This is a genomic window from Nautilia abyssi, assembly GCF_055388085.1.
This window is the reverse complement of record NZ_AP042376.1, coordinates 1546043-1565750: the sequence shown is the minus strand read 5'-3', so window position 1 is coordinate 1565750 and position 19708 is coordinate 1546043. Positions and strand designations below refer to the sequence as shown.

Sequence of the window (19708 nt, the reverse complement as noted above, 5' to 3'; positions counted from 1 at the left end):
CAAGTTTATATTTATTTTCAACAAAGTCCGTATAAAATATCAGCGATTTCAACAGGTTTAAAACCGTTAACTTCCAAACAGGCGTTTATACACCGTTTATCCGCAACCGTATATGAGTGCGTATGCCCGTGTATATTAATATCACAGCCGCAAAGTGTAAAAACTTCTTCAAGAAGATTAGAGATGTTTTGAAATTTTTCGTCGTAAGGATTGTCGTTAAATACAGGATAATGTGAAAAAAGTACCTTTTTACCATTAATCTCTTTTACCAGACAGGCTGTTTTTGCAAGGGTTTTTGTATCATACTTATATTTTAAATATTCAAACCAGCTTTTGTCTATATCTATTTCTATTCTTAGATCCTCAATTATATCCCAGCCTATTGATTTATAAAATTCAATGGGTTTTTGTTTGTCGTGATTGCCTTTGATAAGCGTAATTTTACCGTTCAGTTTTTCTGCAAGTTTATATTTGTCTCTAAAAGCCACATCCCCCAAATGCAGCACTTCATCGTTCTCTGAAATATAAGAGTTAAGATATTCAATTAAAAATCGGTCAAAATCCTCATAGCCTTCCATTCTCGCTTTTTGCATTCTCGAAGGTTCATGAAGCAGCATATTTGTATGCCCAAAATGTGTATCTGATATTATTTTCACTTTAATATTCCTTCTAATTTTTTATATTCATTACAAATTGCATTAAAAACATATTCATTCGGTCTGTATCTGCCATGAAAAAGAATCTTGCAGTTTTCTTTCTTGAAACGTTCCGTATTCCCTCCAAAATCCAAACAGCAATGCAGTGCCATGCCGACTCCCGCACTTCTTGAAATACCGGCAGAACAGTGGATTACAAATTTCAATCCTTTATTAAGCACATTTTTTTTATGCTCATATATAAACCTGGCTATTTCTTTTGCTTCTCTGCTCTCAATCGGCTTGTAAAATAATAAATCTCTATCCACATCCCAAAAATTAACAGTTAAACTGTCAAAAAATTTATCTCTTAAAGTTTTATCTATCGGCTTTGCATTAAGATCTTTTCTTGTATTTTTCCTTTTTAGATAATTTTTAAGACTTTTTAGAGTTTTTTTTAATTTTTTCATACTCTCTTTTTGATCTTTGAGAAATATTTCTTTTTTAAATTTGCCTGCGCCTATATAAAAAGGAAAGATTAATTCTTGATCGTTAGAATTTAAGAAATTCTCTATTGTCACTATCTGTGTTTTTATAATTTCATATTTATCATCAGGGTTTATAATTGAAATCAGCAGATGCTTTTTAAATTCCTTTTCCTGCAAAAGCGATTCTATCTCTTCTCTTCCGATAATATAGTCTATATATCTGGTTTTTATTGTGCGCATTTTTAATTAACCTTAATAGATTCTATTACGAATTTTTCATTCTCTTCCGGATATCCCAAAGGATTACATATCAGCTCACAGCCGTTAAACTTTTTATACACCTTAGAATGAATATGTCCAAATATCCACATTTTAGGTTTAACCCTCTCAATCACCTCTTCACCGTATGGCACAAAAAAGTATGTATTGCTTATATCGTAAACATTTGATAAAACAACAGGCGGCATATGGGATATTATTATATCGGTTTTATCTAATCGGTTGATTTTTTCCAACTCTTTTTCGTATAAAGAAAACACATTAAAATTATATTTAACCGGATAATAATCATACGGGAATACGATTTTGTAACTTTCTTTTCTGTCATATATGTATCTTGCATCATTCATGTATTCTGACCAGTGTTTTACACTGTTTACTTCATACCACAAGCCGCTGCCCCAAAAGGTTACACCTTTATATTCGACTTTTTGTCCGTCCAAAAAGATTACATTATCTATTTTTTCTACCATTTCTTTAAATTCTTTGAGTCTGTTAAAAGAGTTGTAGTTATATTTTTCCAGATACTCGGAAGAGAGTAAATATAAATCATGATTACCGAATGTAACAAACACTTTTTCATAATATCTGCTTAACAACTCAATCATATAAACATTATCATCGTTATAATGTCCTATATCTCCTGCAATTACCAAAATTTCAAAATTTTTGTTTCTTTTGCTGTCAATAAGTTTTTTTGCAAAAGATTGCGTTTTTACTCTGTTAAACCTTGAATAAAAATCCAAATGTATATCGCTTATAATGTCAAGAGTCACTTTATTCCTTATTTTCATAAATTAAAACAAGTAATTTTATTATAGTATAAATTATTACAGTTAAAAAAAATGAGTTTAATATTATTTTGATTTAACGTCTTCTAAACTGAAGCGCTTTAAGAAGGTCTTCTTTTTGAATTTTATTTCTTTTGTTTATATTGGCAACGGTTTTGGCAACTTTAAGCAGGTTAAATTCGCTTCTTTTGCTAAGCCCGAAATTACCAATGGCTTTTTTCAGTATCTCGTAAGCACCGTTTTCAATGTCAAATTGATAATTTTCAGGAAGGTTTGCGTTAAACTCGCCCTTTTGCATCTCAAATGCCGTTAAAATTTGTTCAAACATCTTTTTACTTGAAACAGTGTCTTTCGAGTCGTCCTCGGTCATCTGCAGGTATATCTCTATTCTGTCGTATAAAGGTTCGCTGATTCTGTTTTTATATCTTCTGATCTCCAAATCCGTACATCTGCACTCTTTGTTCGTACTTAACAGATTCCCGCATGGACACGGATTCATAGCGGCTGCAAAAAGTATATCTGTCTCATATTCAATTTTTGAATTTACACGGCTGATAAGCACCTTCCTGTCCTGTAACGGAAGCCTTAAATTCTCAAGCACGTCTTTTTGAAAGTGAGGAAGCTCGTCAAAAAAGAGCATTCCTTTATTCGCAAACGCAATCTCCCCTATCTTCGCACCCCTGCTGCCGCCTCCGAATATTGCCGCCTTTGTAGACGAATAGTGAGGCGCCCTGAAAGGTCTTACCGGTTTAAACGTAACTTCTTTACCTTCAAGTGAATTATACTTTTCCACTTCAAGTATTTCTTCTAGACTCATAGGAGGTAAAATATATCTCATTCTGCCGATTATCATAGACTTTCCGACTCCGGGACTTCCTTCAAACAGAATATTATGAAACCCGGCCGCAGAAATCAAAGCAGCCTCTTTTGCCTGGTTTTGTCCCAGCACATCTTTAAAATCAAGTTCAAAATTTTCAAGATAATAATACTTTTTGCCGTCTATTTTTATATGGCTGTAGTTAAAACCGTTATTTTCCACCTTTTTAGGCTCAAAATCTTCAAACTCCTTAATATGCGAAAAAGCATAAACTTCAACACCCGGAATTTTGCTCACTTTCTCGGCACTCTCTTTAGGAATAATCACTTTTTTGGGTTTAAGTGAAAGAATAATAGGAAATATTGAATTGGTGTCTTTCAAACTACCGTCCAGCCCGAGCTCTCCTAAAACCAGATATTCGCTTAAATCAATATTTTTTTTGTGATACAGAATACTAAGAGCTATGGGAAGATCTAACTGCGAGCCCGATTTTGGCAAATCCGCAGGAGCTAAATTAATAGTGATTTTCAGAGGGGGAAATTCGAAATCGTTATTTAAAAGAGCCGATTTAATTCTTTCTTTGCTTTCCTGAATCGCCTGGGAGCCAAGTCCTACAATAGCAAATCCGGGAAGACCTTTTGTAAACGAACTTTCAACTTCTACTTTTTGGGCTTCAAATCCTTCAAGCGTAGCGGAGTTTATTTTTTTCGTTTTTGTTTTAGCAGTTTTTTCCACTCTTTTTCAAACTTCTTTCTTTTAATATAATCAAGTCTTTCTACAAACAAATGCCCGTCAAGGTGGTCTGTTTCATGCTGGAAAGCAACACTCAGCAAGCCTTCGGCTTCCATAATGTGTTCTTTTCCGAATCTGTCAAAAAACTTTACTTTTACGTTTTTGTATCTTTCAACTTCGTCAAAATAATCAGGAACACTCAAACATCCTTCTGTATCTTTCTGCGTTCCGTCCCATGTTAAAAATTCCGGATTTATTACTTCTATTAGTGTGTCTTTACTCTGCTTACCTTCTTCATCGCCAATATCTATCAATAAAGCTCTAATAGGAACGGCCACCTGGATTGCAGCCAGGCCTACGCCGTTTTTAGCTATCATAGTTTCATACATGTCATCCAATAATTTATGCAGTTCTCCATCAAATCTTTCAACAGGCTTTGAAATCTGTTTCAAAACCTTATTCGGATAAGTAACAATATCTAATACCGCCATCAATTTCCTTCGTATATATAATATAAAACGTCGTCTTCCTGAGCTTTTTCCATCATCATCAATGCATGTGAAACCAATACTTCAACATCTTCGTTACTAAGTATTTCTACTATTCCTGCAACTATTTTGATATTAATTTCTTCACCTTCAAGAAAAATAGCAGAATTACTGATAATATCTGAAAGTCTTTCAACCGTTTTACATGCTCCGATTCTGTCCGTATGCTTTAGAAGCATTGCAAAAACACCGTCCCCCAAATGCGCAATAATATCCGTTCTTCTGGATGTTTTGAGCATTATCTTTGCAACACTTCTGTTTAAAAGAATTTTAGATTTTTCAGATTTCAAAGAAGCGAACACGCTGTCTTTCACTTTCAAAACGACTACACTGCTTTTATGTTTAAATTTTTCAATAAGTTTTATTTCTTTTTTAAGTTCTCTTATAAAAAAGTTTTTGTTATAAATACCGTATCTTGCATCAAAAATCGAATTACTCTCAATATCTTTCAAAATTTCTACGTTTTTAGAATATAACTGTTTTATATGGTTAAGCTCATTATCAAGTTTTTCATTTATTTTTTTAAGTCTTTCTTCAAAACCGTTTATAAGTCTTTCAAAAAGTTTCGGATTGGCAATATGTGCGGTTTCGCTTTTATATTTTTCAAAAATATCTTTAATAGCCTGAGAGTTTTTATATAAAACTGCAGTATGCTGTAAAAGTTCTTTGGAATATTTAAAAGACTGTTTTAGTTTTTTTTCAATTTCCAAGTCTTTTTCAAGCTCGTTTGTTTCTTCTAAAGTTATATACTCATAAACCTGATTTCTAAAACTTTCCGGTTCTTCATCAAGCATATTTAAAAAATACATTTTATAATAATAAGGTATCGGAGGCACGTTTTCTTCAAGCATTTTGTCAAAAACTTTTTTGGCAAACTCCTCAAGAGGAGAAGAAGGCTCGTTTAAACCAGCAACTTCAACAGTAGAAAATTTATCGTCTTTTTTACTTATCATTAGTTATCTCTTTTTTTTAGTACCTTGTCAATCAGTCCGTATTTAAGAGCTTCTTCCGCACTCATAAAGAAATCTCTTTCTGTGTCTTTTTCTATTTTTCTAATACTCTGACCTGTGTTCTCAGCAAGGATTTTATTAAGTTCTTTTTTCATTCTTAATATTTCTTTTGCATGGATTTCAATATCGGTAGCCTGCCCCTGTGCTCCGCCAAGAGGCTGATGAATCATAATTCTTGCATGAGGAAGCGCAAATCTTTTGCCTTTAGCGCCGCTGCTTAATAAAAACGCGCCCATACTTGCAGCCTGCCCCATACAAATCGTTACAACATCAGGCTTAATATAATTCATTGTATCATAAATAGCCATACCGCTTGTTACCACTCCCCCCGGAGAGTTAATATATAAATAGATGTCTTTTTCCGGATTTTCAGCTTCTAAAAAAAGCATTTGGGCAACAATAATACTAGATACATGGTCGTTTATTTCGCCTTGCAGCATAATAATTCTGTCTTTAAGAAGACGAGAGTATATATCGTAAGCTCTCTCTCCTCTTCCGGTTTTTTCAATAACGGTAGGAATTAAAATACTCATTAATTACCTTTTACTTTGTCCTCTAAAAGTTTATTTAGAAGTTTATCTTCAATTAAGTTCATTTTAATTACAGGCAGTAAATTGTTTTCCTGATAATATTTTATCACATCTTGAGGATTTTGTCCCTGCATGATTGCTTCGTAATATAATATCTGAGTAAGCTCCTGATCACTTACATCAACACCTTCTTTTTTAGCAATTGCGTCAATAATAAATGTAAGTTTAACTCTGTCTTTTGCTTCAGGAAGCAGTTTTTCTCTAAGTTCTTTAAGTTTTTCAGGATTTTCCTGAAGTTCTTTAATTTCCGCCGGACTCATTTTTTCAGCTTCATTATTAATCATAATTTCCACTTCTTTTTCTACTACGCTATCAGGTAAATCAATTTCGTATTTTTTTACTAAACACTCAAGAATTTCCTCTTTTTTAGGTGCAAAAGCTTCCGCTTTTTTTCTTTCCTGAATAGAAGTTTTTATCATTTCTTTAAGATCATCTAAAGTTGCATCTTCTTTTGCCATATATTTTTTAGCAAGCTCGTCATTTATTTCAGCAGGAACTTTTTCTTGAATTTCCTGTAAAGTTACGTCAAACTCGGCTTCTTTTCCTGCGATCTCTTTAGCTCCGTAGTTTTCAGGGAAAGTAACTTTTATTTTTTTGCTTTCTCCTACTTTCATTCCTACAAGCTGCTCTTCAAAACCAGGGATGAAAGAGTTGCTTCCGATTTCAAGAGGATACGCCTCAGCACTTCCGTTTTCCATTTTTTCACCGTCGATATAACCTGTGAAATCGATTACACCGATAAGACCTTCTTTTAAAATTCTTTTTCTTGAAACTTTAGTTTCAGCTTGAGCTTCCGCGATTTTTTTGATTTCTTCTTCAACTTCTTCATCAGTCACTTCAGGAACTTCAACTTCAGGAACACATTCTTTGTATTCGTCTCCGATTTCAATTTCAGGTCTTGTGAAAACTTTAATTTCAACTTCAATTTTGTCGTCTTTTTTATCAAATTTAGTAACTTCAGGCTCAGCAATCATATCGCTTACACCAAGTTCTTTAACGCCTTTATCAAGCACTTCTCTTATTGCTTCGCTGATTGCGTCTTGTTCGATATCGGCAGCATACATTTTTTTTACTACTTTTACAGGCACTTTTCCGGGTCTGAACCCTTGGATTTTCGCTTTTTTTGCGATTTGTTTAGCAATTTTGTCTTTTTTTGCTTCTAAATCTTGATTTTCGATCACAGCTTTGATTATACTATTAGCAGAATCAATTTTTTTAACTTCTAACATTAAAATCCTTTTTTTAAAGGGTATAATACCAAAAATTTTAAAGGATAACAATGAGCGTTGATTTAGAAAAACTGGAATTGGCAGCTAAAATGATTCTTGAAGCAATAGGAGAAGACGTTAACAGAGAAGGGCTTGTAAAAACTCCTAAAAGAGTTGCAAAAAGTTTCGAATACATCTGCGGCGGATATTTTAAAGACCCAAAAGAAGTACTTAACGACGCACTATTTGAAAGTACAAACAATGAAATGGTGGTAGTAAGAAATATAGAATTTTATTCAATGTGCGAACATCATATTTTACCGTTCTTCGGCAGGGTACACGTGGCTTATATACCTGATAAAAAGGTAGTGGGCTTAAGTAAAATTCCAAGAATGGTAAACGTATTCGCAAGAAGACTTCAAATCCAAGAACAGCTTACAGAACAGATTGCCGATGCCATTATGGAAGTAGTGCAGCCAAAAGGCGTGGGAGTCGTGATTCACGCAAGACATATGTGTATGGAAATGAGAGGTGTGGAAACTAAACATTCATATACTTCAAGCAGCGCGCTTAGAGGAATATTCTTAGAGGAAAAAACAAGGGAAGAATTTTTCAACATTATAAATGCACCTGTACAGACACACTTTTGAGAAGTGAAAAATTAAAAGTGAAAGTGAAAAATTATAAAATTTTTCTCCTTAAAGGAAATAAATGGCTCTTAGCAGCATAAAAGACAAAATCGGTAAAAAACCGCTTTCAAAACCGTTCGGCATTGTCAAAAAAATCAATCCGACAAATTTAGTAGCCACAGGATTAAATCCTTCTATCGGCGATATAGTCAAAATATGTTCCGGAAACCATGAAATACTCGGAATGGTGACGGCCCTTGACGAAAACTCTTTTATAGTTACACCTTTTTCATTTCTTGAAGGCTTTAAAATCGGCGATAAAATTTACATCGACGAAAACGGTATGCAGATACCGGTAGGCGAAGGTCTACTTGGCAGAGTCGTAGATCCTTTTATGAACCCTATTGATGACAAAGGGGAAATATTTTTTGAAAAGAAATATCCTATTATGACTAAACCTATCTCACCTATGAAACGAGGTGTTATTGATGAAGTATTCGAAACAAAGGTCAAAGCAATCGACGGACTTTTAACATGCGGAAAAGGACAAAAACTCGGTATTTTTGCAGGAAGCGGTGTCGGTAAATCAACTCTTATGAGTATGATTGTAAAAGGTGCGAGTGCTGATATTAAAGTAATCGCCCTAATTGGTGAGAGGGGAAGGGAAATTCCTGAATTCATAGAACATCAGCTCGGAGGAGATTTAACAAATACGGTAATAATTGTAGCAACTTCGGATGATTCTGCCCTTATGAGAAAATACGGGGCATTCAGCGCCATGGCAGTGGCTGAATATTTCAAAGATAAAAATAAAGACGTCTTGTTTTTAATGGACAGTATTACAAGATTTGCAATGGCCCAAAGAGAAATAGGACTTGCAATGGGAGAACCTCCTACCAGCAAAGGGTATCCTCCAAGCGCAATTATGCTTCTGCCTCAATTAATGGAAAGAGCCGGAAAAGAAAAAAACAAAGGTTCGATTACAGCCTTTTTCACGGTTTTGGTAGAAGGCGATGACACATCTGCGGATCCTATTGCCGACCAGGCAAGATCAATCCTTGACGGACATTTTATTTTAAGCAGAGAACTGACTGACAGCGGTATCTATCCTCCAATAAATATATTAAATTCCGCCAGCAGGGTTATGAGTAACGTAGTTAGTGAAGAACATCTTAAAAAAGCACAAAAATTTAAAAAACTTTATTCACTTTTAAAAGAAAACGAAGTCCTTATCCGTATAGGTGCCTACCAAAAAGGCGTAGATCCTGAACTTGACGAAGCCATTAACAAAAAACAGGCTATGGAAAACTTTTTAAAACAGTCTCCAAACGAACTAATTCCTTTTGATGAAACTTTAAATATCTTAAACAATATTGTATAATTTTTGTAAAATTGTAAATCAAAGGTGATTATGAACTTCCAACAGATTCTTGAAATTTTTAATAAACAGCCGTACGTTGCAGTAATGTTATACAAAGAAAAAATAATTTATGCAAACAAAAAACTTCAGGAACTGTTAGGATATAATCAAAAAGAGATCCTTGAACTCCCTGCGGAAGGTATCTTCCCTCCCGGAAAAACAAGGGAAAAAATTAAAGAAGTGGTTGCCAGGAGGTTAAAAGGCGAAGAGTTCCCCGCGACATATGAACCTTTCGAAGTTTTAAATAAAAACAACAAACGCCTGATGATGAAATTTTTCACTCAAACAATTAAATTAGACGACGGAGATTATGCCGGGTTTGTTTTAGGTATAGACGTCACCGACGAATTTAAAAAAGAATTTTTAATAGATATATTAAAAGAAATAAACCAAACAATAATTACAAAAGAAAAAGAATCTGAAATATATCAGAATATCGTAAAAGCAATTTATACAAAAGGCGGATATGAATTCGCTTGTGCCTCCATCAAGAATCCATCAAATACTGAACTTGAACCAAAATACTGCATTGGAAATTTTGACGAAGAGTTTTTAAATTTCTTAAAAACAATTTTTAAAGCAGATCCTGCTTATACCGACAAATGCATGGCTACAAAATATATGCTTGAAAATAAATTTATGGTTATTAACGACCTGACAAAAATAGAATTTCCGAATAAAAAACTTTTAGACACTCTTTTAAAAAGAAACTTTAAATCCATACTTTTCTTCCCTATTTTTAAAAACAACAAACTTTATTCTTCTATAGGTATCTGCTCTAAATATATAGATGATTTTGACAATATTTCAATTTCTATTTTCGAAGAAGCCAAACAGGACATAGAATTTGCTATAAAAAAGACCGAAAACATTTCATATCTTCGTCTTTTACAAGAAGCCCTGGACAAAGCGTACTCTTGGGTGGTAATTACAGATGAAGACGCTAATATTTTATATGCCAACAAAAGTGTTGAAGAAATTACCGGATATAAATTAACAGAACTTTTAGGTCAAAATCCAAGAGTATTTAAATCAGGATACCACTCAAACGATTTTTATAAAAAACTGTGGGAAAAACTGCAAAATAACGAAGTTGTAGAAACAATACTTATAAATAAAGACAAAAACCACAATTTATTTTATTTAAAAGATAAAATAGTTCCTGTTTTTACACCGGACGGCAAGAAATATTATATTTCTCTGGCAATCGACATCACACATGAAAAAACACTCCAAAATAAATTAAAAAAAGACATTCTAACTGATTTGCCAAACAGAAATGAATTTATAAAAATAATATCTGAAACTTTGAAAGAAAACCAGAAATATGCATGTATTATTTTAGATCTTAAAGATTTTAAAATATTCAATCAGTTAAACGGAAACAATGCGGGAGATTATCTTCTAAGAAAATTTGGAGACTTTTTAAAAACCATTTTTTATGAAGACGACGTTATTTCCAGAATAGGAGGGGATGAATTTGCCGTTTTTATAAGATACCATTCCATAAATGATCTTTATGCGGTAATTAATAAAATAATTTACAAAATAAAACATCTGGAAGATTTTCATAACAAAATTTCTGTTAATGTTGGTATTTCCTTATATCCAAAAGATGCGGACAATATTACGGAACTGATAGAAAAAGCCTTCTTGGCGCTTGAAATAGCCAAAGAAAAAGGCGATTTTACTTATGAATTTTTTAACCCTGACATAAATCAAAAAATCATAGAATATTCCGATGTAAAAAAACTTTTAGTTACTGCCATTAAAAATGATGAATTTATTTATCATTTTCAGCCTTATGTAGATGCTAAATCATTCAAAATAGTAGGAGCGGAAACACTTTTAAGAATTAATCATGAAAATGAAATTATTTATCCTAATATTTTTATAGATTTTGCAGAAAACAGCGGATATATAAAAGAAATCGAAAAAATAATGTTCCCTAAATATTTAGAATTTTTAAAAAAAGTAAATATCCCGCTGTCATTTAATATATCAGGCAAATCCTTAACAGATGAAATACATATAAGACAGCTTTTTAGCAATATCTCAAATCTTCCTATTATTATCGAATTAACAGAAAGAGAAATAGCCGGTAACATAGAATATACAAAAGAAATTTTCGAATTCTTTAAATCCAAAAACTTCAAACTTTCTATTGACGATTTCGGAACAGGATATTCATCACTTACTTATTTAAAAGATTTACCTACCGATTATCTGAAAATTGATATGTCTTTTATAAGAAATATTGAAAAATCAGACAAAGACCTTGCAATTGTCGAAACAATTATTAATTTTGCTCACAGATTTAATTTACAAACTATAGCCGAAGGTGTTGAAACTGAAAATCAGGTCAAAATTTTACAGGAATTAAAGTGCGATTATTTACAGGGTTATTACTTCGCAAAACCTATGCCTTTTGAGGATTTACAAAAATTTTTAAAATCTCACAAAAATTCTTGACAAAAGATTTTTTTTTACATATAATTTCAGTCCACAAACGCTTACGGAGTGTAGCGCAGTTTGGTTAGCGCACCTGGTTTGGGACCAGGGGGTCGGGGGTTCGAGTCCCTCCACTCCGACCATTTAAGCCACTATAAGTGAGTAGCTTTTGAGCTTCCCACTTGTGGTGGGTGTAGCTCAGGTGGTTAGAGCACCAGGTTGTGGCCCTGGGGGTCGCCGGTTCGAGTCCGGTCATCCACCCCATTGTTCTATCTAATTGAGCGTCCGTAGCTCAATTGGATAGAGCAACGGACTTCGGATCCGTAGGTTGTAGGTTCGAGTCCTACCGGACGCACCAAACAACTAAAAAGCTCTCAAAATAAGCGCCCTTAGCTCAGCTGGATAGAGCAACGGCCTTCTAAGCCGTAGGTCGCAGGTTCGAGTCCTGCAGGGCGTACCACTTTTCAGTCAGCGGGAGTGGCGGAACTGGCAGACGCGCTAGACTTAGGATCTAGTGCCGCAAGGCGTGGAGGTTCGAGTCCTCTCTCCCGCACCACTTTAAAAATTACTACATTTAGTGTCTGGCACTATATAAGTTGTATTTAACCAATTAATTTATGAATAAAAAAAGAGAAGTATTTATTTTTTATAATACTCCCTGATATATTTCTTAGGATAAGGATACACCGTAATATTTTTATATCTTACAAAAAACTCTTTTAACATCCCTAATATTTCATCTCTTAAAATAATCCCTTTTAATACTTCTATTTTTCTTATTGGAAAACCTTTTTTAAGAATAGTTTGAGGATTACCCACAATTCCCACTGCATAAAGATTATTTTTGTATTTTATACCGTTTAATTTATCAATAATTCCAAATTTTTTATTTCTTAAATTATCTTTTTCTTTAGCTTTACCCAATACTTCCGTATCAAATATCAAATGCATTCCGCTATTTTTTATTATATTTATATTTTCATCCATTATTATCGCAAATTCACCCTTTTCAAGATTCAGCTCAGGAGGCGTTATATTAAACGTCAATTTTCCATTATCTATCTCCACACCGTAAATATCATCATTTATTTTTTCAAAAAAGCGGAATTTTTTTGACGGTTTATGCTCCGGCAAAAGCAGTTTTTTCGTTTTAATCTCTTTTTGAATAATCAGTTCTTTTAATATCGTTTCAAAAACGCTCGGTGAGAGTGATTTTAACACCTCATCGGTTATATTTTGAATATACATATCTTGAGTTTCACCTTTATGGTACGGATCTTCCCCTTCATTATATTCACCTTTTGATTTGGTAATTGTAATATTGTATCCCGACTTCAGTTTAGAGCCTATTTCATATTCAATATTTTCTTTTTTCAATAAAAATTCCAACATCTCAATACTGTAGTCCGTATAATTTACGATATTGATTTTTTTGATTTCCCTTTTAAAAAGATCTTTTAATTTATCAGTTTTCTTTTTTTTAAGATACTCGCTTACTTTGTACGTTTCAAAATTAACCTTTTCAAACTCCCACTTAATTTCAGGAAACGTTTTTTTAAGTCTTTTTGTAACTTCATACAGTGCATACATTTTTGATTTTGAAAAATTTTTATCTTTATAAAACCTGAAAAAATCAACACTGTTTTTCCCGTCCGACTCTGTTATAAACACCTCTTTTTTTGATTCGCTCGGCACTATTTTATTGCCTTTTAACTCATATCCGTATGTGCCTTTTATTTTAGGCTTATACATAAAAGTTCTGACTCCAAAACTCAATACGTCATACTTCAAATTAAACACAACGGCCACAATTTTATATTTAAACTTTTTAATCACATAATACAGCTTCGATGAAAAAAAGTCCTCCCCGTATTCGACAGCCGCCAAAGCCCTAAGAGCCATATCGAATATCGTGTAATTATTAAGCTGTTTAAATTCACTGAGTGAAAATTTCTGCAAATCAAGCTCTTTTTTAGAAGCTATAATATATCTGCCCTTTTTTTGAATAAAAAACAGCGGCTTTAGTTTTCTGATTTTACTTACCGTATCACGGTAGTTGTTTTCAATCTTCATTTGATAAAAATTAAACCTGTTGTAAAATTCACCCTTATCGATATCGCTGATAATCACCCTGTTTGTCATAAAAGCTCCCTTAAATAATTAATCGCAACTTTATTAAGCTCCTTTTTTTCCACATCTATCAAATAAGGCACAACGATTATATCCCCGAATTTTTGGATTTTGTTTATTTTATAATCGGGCGCATATCCGAATATGTTTAATATAAACCCTTTTTTGCCATTTAAACTTCTCAATCTTTTTTCATATTTTGCTATTAGATCTTTTATATCCTTGCTTTCTATATTAATCTGAGAGTAGTTTTTCGCATCGAAAAAATAATCCTTATATTTAAAATCGAACTTTTCAAACCCCTCTTCCAACCCCTCAAGTTCGATACCCAAATCACTGAATACGCTTTTTACGATCTTCTCGCCCACAATTCCCTTAAAAAAATTATTCCAAGCTATCGGAATCAGTGCATATTCCCCCTCACTTTGTATTTCAAATCCGAACATTTCATTAATAAGTTCAATTTTTCCGGCTTCTTTTGACACCTCGATATATCCGTCCTTTTTAGTAAAACTTATATCAATTTGCCTGTAATCGTTATCTTCTTTATAAAAATAACGCCCGGTTTTTGCGTAAAAAACCTTATATTCAGGATTGTCGCAAAAAGGATGTTTAAAAATATATTCCCTGATATTTGTATACTCTTCTTTGCACCCCTCAAGAGAGGAAATCATATAATTTATTTTGCTCCATGCATCCAAACTGTTTTTAATCAGCTCTTTGTCGGTTTTCGGAGGTTTTCTTTTTTTTGTAAGTTTTTTAATAACCGGAAGAGTTATTCCGTCATACTCAAAATATTCAATCTGCTCATACAGCTCATGAGATATAAAAATATATTTTTTGGCTTCCTTACTCACCCTAAACAGCCTGCCTATTGCCTGAATTACAAAATCCATAACCGCATTTACATAATCATCGCTTTTTTTGTATGCAGGAATGATATGAATATGAGGACTCTCCATGGTAAAAAGACTTTTTAAGGATTTTTTCAGATCTTTTTTTGAAAAATCGTTTTTGTGATATAAGGACAAAAGATAATAAATACTCGAAATTTTATTCCCGGTAGGTATAAGATTGGTAATTTCACCAAGATATATCCCGTCGATATCTTTTAATTCGTTTTTATGCTTATAATGCAAATTGGCCCCGACACCTACATTTTGATACACGGAAATTATAAAAAACTTTTCCTCTTTTATATTTTTTACAAACTCTTCATATTTATCCTTTTCCCTTAAAATAAACACTTCGCACTCTTTTGAATGCTTTTTGTTAAGCCTTTCTTTTGCGGTTTTGATCAGATCTTTAAATTCGTTATCCAAATAGCTGCTTTGAAGATACAAAAACGACTTCATATCGCTTTGCAAAAATTTCTCATAAACATTGCAAAATTTTAAAAACCTTTTTTGCAGATACTCATCCCTGTAAGAGATTGAATCCATTATAAAAACATCATCAACTTCTTCGGGCTTTATTACCTCAACTTCCGTATTGTCTTTTATATTCAAATCAATATGTTTAAAACTCTCTTTTACCTCCAAATAATCAAGATCAAAATTTCTGACAATGCTCTTAATATGAGCAGTTGCGGAAATTCCCACCACTTTATACCATTCGGACAGATCTTTTATAAACTTCTCCGGCGTAAGGCTGAACGAATGCAGATAAAACTCATCAAGACCGCTGTCTTTTTGCACCCGTAAATGATTAAACCCATCCTCATACAGATCTTCAAGCAGTGTAGTGCCGATAGGGGGCTTTGTTTTTAGAAGATTTTGCAAAAAGTTATACACATATCTGTAATTTTTACCCTCTTCTTTAGTGGTTACGCTTTGGGTCAAAATTTTGCAAAACCCCTCTCCTATATCCTTTCTGTAAATCTCTCTTAAAACACCCAAAAAACTATTGACTGCCGTTTTTATTTCTTTAAAAGAATCAATATTTTCATAAAAACTCTCAAACAAAAACTTATCGGCAATAAAATTCACTTCTTTTTTTGTATAAATTCCGAAATCTTCTCTGCTTGTATACTGAGGATAGTTTTTTTTAAATTTCTTTTTTATATCTTTTATTTTCTCTTTTGAAACATCATACTTCTCAAGTATCCCGTCTTCCAAAGCGCTTTTGAAACTTCTGTAAAGTTCAATAATTTCACATTCGTTCTCTTTTCTCGCCAAAACATCCAAAAACTTCGACTTTTGAAGGTTAAATTCGTCTATAAATAAAAACGCATCCTTAAAATCCTCGTTTTTTAAAAACGTGCCTCTTTTAAAATGAAAAAACCCGCTTATCAGTTTTTGCGTGGTGGTTGCGATTTTGTGGTATTTTTCTATTCTTACACTCGGAAACAAAACCTCAACATCACCTATTATATTTTCGCCTTTAAGATACCTCTGTTTCAGATCCCTTTGAAGCCTGCTGATGTAAAACTGTAAGCTCTCCTCCGCACCTTTTACGTTATAAAGCTCTTTTATTTTTTTGAAAGACTCAATACTCTCTAAAACACTGTTCTTTTTCACTTTTGAGATATTTTCCCTGACGGTGTCGATATCGCTTTTTAATATAAAATCAACTTCGTCTTTCACATCTTTTAACAGATCTTTTAAATGAACCGTATAAATAACCTTTTGTTCGGTGTTTTTAATAAACTCTCTAACACCCGTCGTTTTTCCAAATCCAGTCGGAATGGATACAAGATAAAGACCTTTTTTGTTAATTCCATCCAAAAACGCTCTTACTTCGCTGCTTAAATACATTTATTTTCTCTTAAACTCTTTATGAAGCATATCTCTCATAAGATAAAACATACCGCCTTCCAAATCAATCACCTGCATACCGTTTTTTTCTAAAATTTCAGCAACTAATTTACTTCTATGACCGGTTCTGCAAATAACAGCAAATTTTTTAATTCCGTGCAGTTTACGCAAAAAATTTGAATTTACCCGTCCGTATCTGTCAAAAAAAGTATCTTTAATGGCTCCCGGAATTACACCTGTCTGCATCCATTCATCAGGTGTTCTTATATCCACAATAGGAATATGTTCCGCTTTTAATTTCTTAATATTAGCAACGGTCGCAGGCATCGACTCAAAACCAAATACCAAAACCGCCGTAATTAATAGTATAATTTTTTTCATAAAAACTCCTAAAGGCAAAAATTGTACACGTTCAAACATCTGATAAAAGAAATTAAAAAATATAAAAAAGAATTTATTACGGCTCAAATTATAGCATTAATCGCCACGGTTATCTCTATTCCCATACCTATGCTTATGCCGCTTCTAATCGACGAAGTTCTGCTTAAAAAGCCCGGAATATGGGTTGAAAGCATAAGTAAAATATTCGGCAGCTGTTCGCCGTTTTGTTACGTTATAGTCACTTTGAGTATAGTTTTGATATTAAGATCTCTTTTTGTCGGGCTGAATGTAGCACAGACATATTTTTTTGAAAAAATAACAAAAGATATTACCTACAAAATCAGAATAAGAGTGCTGAACCACTTAAAACACCTCTCAATAAACGAATACGAAAACCTGAAAACAGGAGATATAGCCAGCCGTCTTATTAGTGACGTAAATACGGTTGAAGAGTTTTTGATCAAATCGGTATCCCGATTTGTAATCTCCGCCCTTACTCTTATTGGAGTTGCAATAGTTTTACTTCTTATCAACTGGAAACTAGGGCTTTTTATTTTGATATTAAACCCTTTTGTGGTTGTGCTCTCGGGTAAAATAGCCAGAAAAGTCAAAAAATACAAAACCGAGCAAAACCGTTCTATTTCAGTATTTCAAGAAGCGCTTATAGAGACGCTGGAGCTTTTTGAGCAGATAAAGGCCTACAACAAAGAAAATTTCTTTTTTAAAAAACTCTTTGTCCTTACAAAAGAATTAAAGCAAAAAGCCTTTGATTTCAGCTATAAAGTCGAAGCGTTTAACAAATTGAGTTTTTTAATATTCCTGATAGGATTTGAAATATTCAGAGCCGCAGGAATTTTAGCCGTAGCCTACGACAACCTGACAATTGGGCTTATGCTGGCGGTTTACAGTTATCTTTGGTTTATGATGACTCCCATTCAGGACATTATTTCCATCCAGTACAGCTATTTCGCCGCAAAAGCCGCGCTTGACCGTATAAACGAAACGCTGACATTAACAAAAGAGCCGAAGTTCCCTCATAAACAAAATCCTTTCAATAAACCGGTACAAATAGACATCCAAAACATCTCCTTCAAATATAATGAAAGCGAATGGATTTTACAAAACGCAAGTGCGACAATCAAACCTAAAAAAATAACTGCACTCATCGGTGCAAGCGGAGGCGGCAAAACTACACTTGCCAAAATAATAGCCGGATTTTTCATTCTTAATGAAGGAGATATCAGGTACAACGATGTAAGTTACAAAGAAATCGGACTTGATAAAATCCGAGAAAACGTAAGTCTGATACTGCAGGAAACAAGACTCTTTAACGATACGCTTTTATTCAACCTGACCCTTGGAAAAGAGTTTGAAGAAAATGAAATATGGGAAGCCCTGAAACTGGCCGAGCTTAAAGATGTTGTAGAAAACTGGCCTGAAAAACTGAACACCTATGTCGGGAAAAACGGAGTTAAACTCAGCGGCGGACAAAAACAGCGCGTTGCAATAGCAAGAGCCCTGCTTCATAAGCCTAAAATTATCATACTCGACGAATCAACTTCAGCCCTTGATATAGATACGGAAGAGAAGGTTTTCAAAAACATTGAAAGTTTCTTAAAAGAGAGAACTTCGATAATTATAGCCCACAGAGCTGAAACCATTGCAAAAGCGGAAGATATTATTATGATTAAAAACAGGGAAATTATAACCCTAAAAACCTCTTAGCGTTTTTGAGCTTTTTGGTGTTGTTTTCCACCCACTGCCTTATCGTTAGGTGAGGCGGCTGCTTCTTTCTTTTTTTGTATGCTTCACTGAGTATTGCATAAAACGGATGGTTTTGATACTTTTCCTTAAACTCTTTCAAAGTCCCCTCAAACGAATCTATTATTCCCAAAAGATCTTTTTGCAGATTATCGTATTTTTCATTAAATCTGTCGTGTATCTCTTTTACAAACTCATATTTTTCGCTTTTGGGATTCAGTATTTCAAACAGCTTTTTTATTTCACCGCTCAGCGTCATCTGGATGATATTATGTTCTTTGATATCTCCGAGGATTTTATGTCTTTTTAAATATTCGTCCGTTTTAACTTTTACAAATTTCATATCTTCAAATATCAGAATCCAACCTTCTTTGCTGACACATACGCCTTTGTTTTTTATGTATTCGCTTAAAGGTTTGTTTTCACATATACCGGCGTATTCTACACCAAACTTATCCGCGAGTTTTTCAAAATCAAGCAGATAATTGCCTTTTTCATCCCTCACCTGCGTAAGAATCAGAGCCTCTTTTTTATAATCCATTACAACCTGGGATTTTTCGGAAATATACTCAAACATCGGAAAAAGTCCATTATCAAAACAGTATTTCACAAACTTTTTTATATTTTCACTGTTTTCATAAATTTCCTGAGACCTCAACGCCTGATACGAATCAAATCTGAGCTTACTTTTAAAACAGACTTCTCTTCCGATTATAACGGGATGAACGAATGTGCCGTCTATTTTTTCGCTGACTTTTATAACTTTTTTATCTTTCAAGTCTTCTTCCATCCATCCGGAAGCCTGGTTCAGCTCAAAAAACTTATGAATAGCCGGAAATCTTTTCCACCCGTTTTCCTCTTTTACAAACGTAATACCCCTTAATTCCCATGCGTTAAATTTTTCAAATTCTTCGAAATTTCCCTGTTTATAGTGATATACGGCAATTTCTCTGTTTTTATACGTAAAATTTTTACAAAAAAACTGTTTAGAATTTGATACTATATTATCACATTCATCTTTACTCGGTAAATAAAACATAAACTGAAACCTTTAATATTTTTTAGTATAATTATATCAAAGA

Annotated in this window: 16 protein-coding genes and 5 tRNA genes; 9 read left to right on the top strand and 12 right to left on the bottom strand. The window is 33.4% G+C overall.

Annotated features, from left to right (window positions below; translation table 11 throughout):
• Nucleotides 1–17 precede the first annotated feature (17 nt).
• The 8 genes from ACZ5EP_RS08215 to tig form a co-directional block, all read right to left on the bottom strand.
• A complete protein-coding gene (locus tag ACZ5EP_RS08215) occupies nt 18–656 on the bottom strand; it encodes a metallophosphoesterase family protein (protein WP_464508720.1) in 639 nt (212 codons plus the stop codon).
• Nucleotides 653–1363, bottom strand: coding sequence for a hypothetical protein (locus ACZ5EP_RS08210; RefSeq protein WP_464508719.1), 711 nt, complete (start codon nt 1361–1363; stop codon nt 653–655). The genes ACZ5EP_RS08215 and ACZ5EP_RS08210 overlap by 4 nt, the downstream gene beginning before the upstream one ends.
• Nucleotides 1364–1365: 2 nt before the next feature.
• On the bottom strand, nt 1366–2178 hold the full coding sequence (locus ACZ5EP_RS08205; RefSeq protein ID WP_464508718.1) for a metallophosphoesterase family protein: 813 nt from the start codon (nt 2176–2178) through the stop codon (nt 1366–1368).
• A 91-nt stretch (nt 2179–2269) separates the two neighbouring features.
• Nucleotides 2270–3745, bottom strand: a complete 1476-nt coding sequence (locus ACZ5EP_RS08200; protein ID WP_464508717.1) for a YifB family Mg chelatase-like AAA ATPase — start codon at nt 3743–3745, stop codon at nt 2270–2272.
• Entirely contained in the window at nt 3709–4233 is a 525-nt protein-coding gene (def, locus tag ACZ5EP_RS08195) for a peptide deformylase (protein WP_127681908.1), read from the bottom strand. Before def ends, ACZ5EP_RS08200 begins: the two co-directional genes overlap by 37 nt.
• Nucleotides 4233–5243: a GGDEF domain-containing protein gene (locus tag ACZ5EP_RS08190; RefSeq protein WP_464508716.1), complete on the bottom strand. Its 1011-nt coding sequence runs from the start codon at nt 5241–5243 to the stop codon at nt 4233–4235. The genes def and ACZ5EP_RS08190 overlap by 1 nt, the downstream gene beginning before the upstream one ends.
• Nucleotides 5243–5833, bottom strand: coding sequence for an ATP-dependent Clp endopeptidase proteolytic subunit ClpP (clpP, locus tag ACZ5EP_RS08185; RefSeq protein WP_127681912.1), 591 nt, complete (start codon nt 5831–5833; stop codon nt 5243–5245). Before clpP ends, ACZ5EP_RS08190 begins: the two co-directional genes overlap by 1 nt.
• Nucleotides 5833–7119 (bottom strand): trigger factor, encoded by a 1287-nt coding sequence (gene tig, locus ACZ5EP_RS08180; protein ID WP_127681914.1) that lies wholly within the window; start codon nt 7117–7119, stop codon nt 5833–5835. The genes clpP and tig overlap by 1 nt, the downstream gene beginning before the upstream one ends.
• A 50-nt stretch (nt 7120–7169) precedes the next feature.
• Between tig and folE the strand changes: the two genes are divergently transcribed.
• The 8 genes from folE (at nt 7170) to ACZ5EP_RS08140 (ending at nt 12154) form a co-directional block, all read left to right on the top strand.
• The gene (folE, locus tag ACZ5EP_RS08175; RefSeq protein ID WP_127681916.1) at nt 7170–7748 is read left to right on the top strand and encodes a GTP cyclohydrolase I FolE; all 579 of its coding nucleotides are present in this window, start codon (nt 7170–7172) and stop codon (nt 7746–7748) included.
• 61 nt (nt 7749–7809) lie between these two features.
• Nucleotides 7810–9108, top strand: a complete 1299-nt coding sequence (fliI, locus tag ACZ5EP_RS08170) for a flagellar protein export ATPase FliI (RefSeq protein ID WP_127681918.1) — start codon at nt 7810–7812, stop codon at nt 9106–9108.
• Nucleotides 9109–9138: 30 nt separating this feature from the next.
• The gene (locus tag ACZ5EP_RS08165) at nt 9139–11619 is read left to right on the top strand and encodes an EAL domain-containing protein (protein ID WP_464508715.1); all 2481 of its coding nucleotides are present in this window, start codon (nt 9139–9141) and stop codon (nt 11617–11619) included.
• 44 nt (nt 11620–11663) lie between these two features.
• Nucleotides 11664–11741, top strand: a tRNA-Pro gene (locus tag ACZ5EP_RS08160).
• A 44-nt stretch (nt 11742–11785) separates the two neighbouring features.
• Nucleotides 11786–11862, top strand: a tRNA-His gene (locus ACZ5EP_RS08155).
• Nucleotides 11863–11879: 17 nt separating this feature from the next.
• Nucleotides 11880–11956 (top strand) — tRNA-Arg (locus ACZ5EP_RS08150).
• 25 nt (nt 11957–11981) lie between these two features.
• Nucleotides 11982–12058, top strand: a tRNA-Arg gene (locus tag ACZ5EP_RS08145).
• A gap of 11 nt (nt 12059–12069) precedes the next feature.
• Nucleotides 12070–12154 (top strand) — tRNA-Leu (locus ACZ5EP_RS08140).
• An 83-nt stretch (nt 12155–12237) separates the two neighbouring features.
• On the opposite strand, the gene ACZ5EP_RS08135 is transcribed toward ACZ5EP_RS08140, so the two are convergent.
• Genes ACZ5EP_RS08135 through ACZ5EP_RS08125 form a run of 3 tightly spaced genes read right to left on the bottom strand, consistent with a single transcriptional unit; the run spans nt 12238 to nt 16865 of the window.
• Complete coding sequence (locus ACZ5EP_RS08135; protein ID WP_464508714.1) at nt 12238–13740, bottom strand: hypothetical protein; 1503 nt, start codon at nt 13738–13740, stop codon at nt 12238–12240.
• Complete coding sequence (locus ACZ5EP_RS08130) at nt 13737–16484, bottom strand: DEAD/DEAH box helicase family protein (protein ID WP_464508713.1); 2748 nt, start codon at nt 16482–16484, stop codon at nt 13737–13739. The genes ACZ5EP_RS08135 and ACZ5EP_RS08130 overlap by 4 nt, the downstream gene beginning before the upstream one ends.
• Entirely contained in the window at nt 16485–16865 is a 381-nt protein-coding gene (locus ACZ5EP_RS08125) for a rhodanese-like domain-containing protein (RefSeq protein ID WP_464508712.1), read from the bottom strand.
• Nucleotides 16866–16886: 21 nt separating this feature from the next.
• On the opposite strand from ACZ5EP_RS08125, the gene ACZ5EP_RS08120 reads away from it, so the two are divergent.
• Complete coding sequence (locus ACZ5EP_RS08120) at nt 16887–18590, top strand: ABC transporter ATP-binding protein (RefSeq protein ID WP_464508711.1); 1704 nt, start codon at nt 16887–16889, stop codon at nt 18588–18590.
• Here the strand turns inward: ACZ5EP_RS08120 and ACZ5EP_RS08115 are convergent.
• Nucleotides 18568–19665 carry a hypothetical protein gene (locus tag ACZ5EP_RS08115; RefSeq protein WP_464508710.1) on the bottom strand — a complete coding sequence of 366 codons (1098 nt, stop codon included), beginning with the start codon at nt 19663–19665 and terminating at the stop codon, nt 18568–18570. The genes ACZ5EP_RS08120 and ACZ5EP_RS08115 overlap by 23 nt on opposite strands.
• Between the last annotated feature and the right edge of the window lie 43 nt (nt 19666–19708).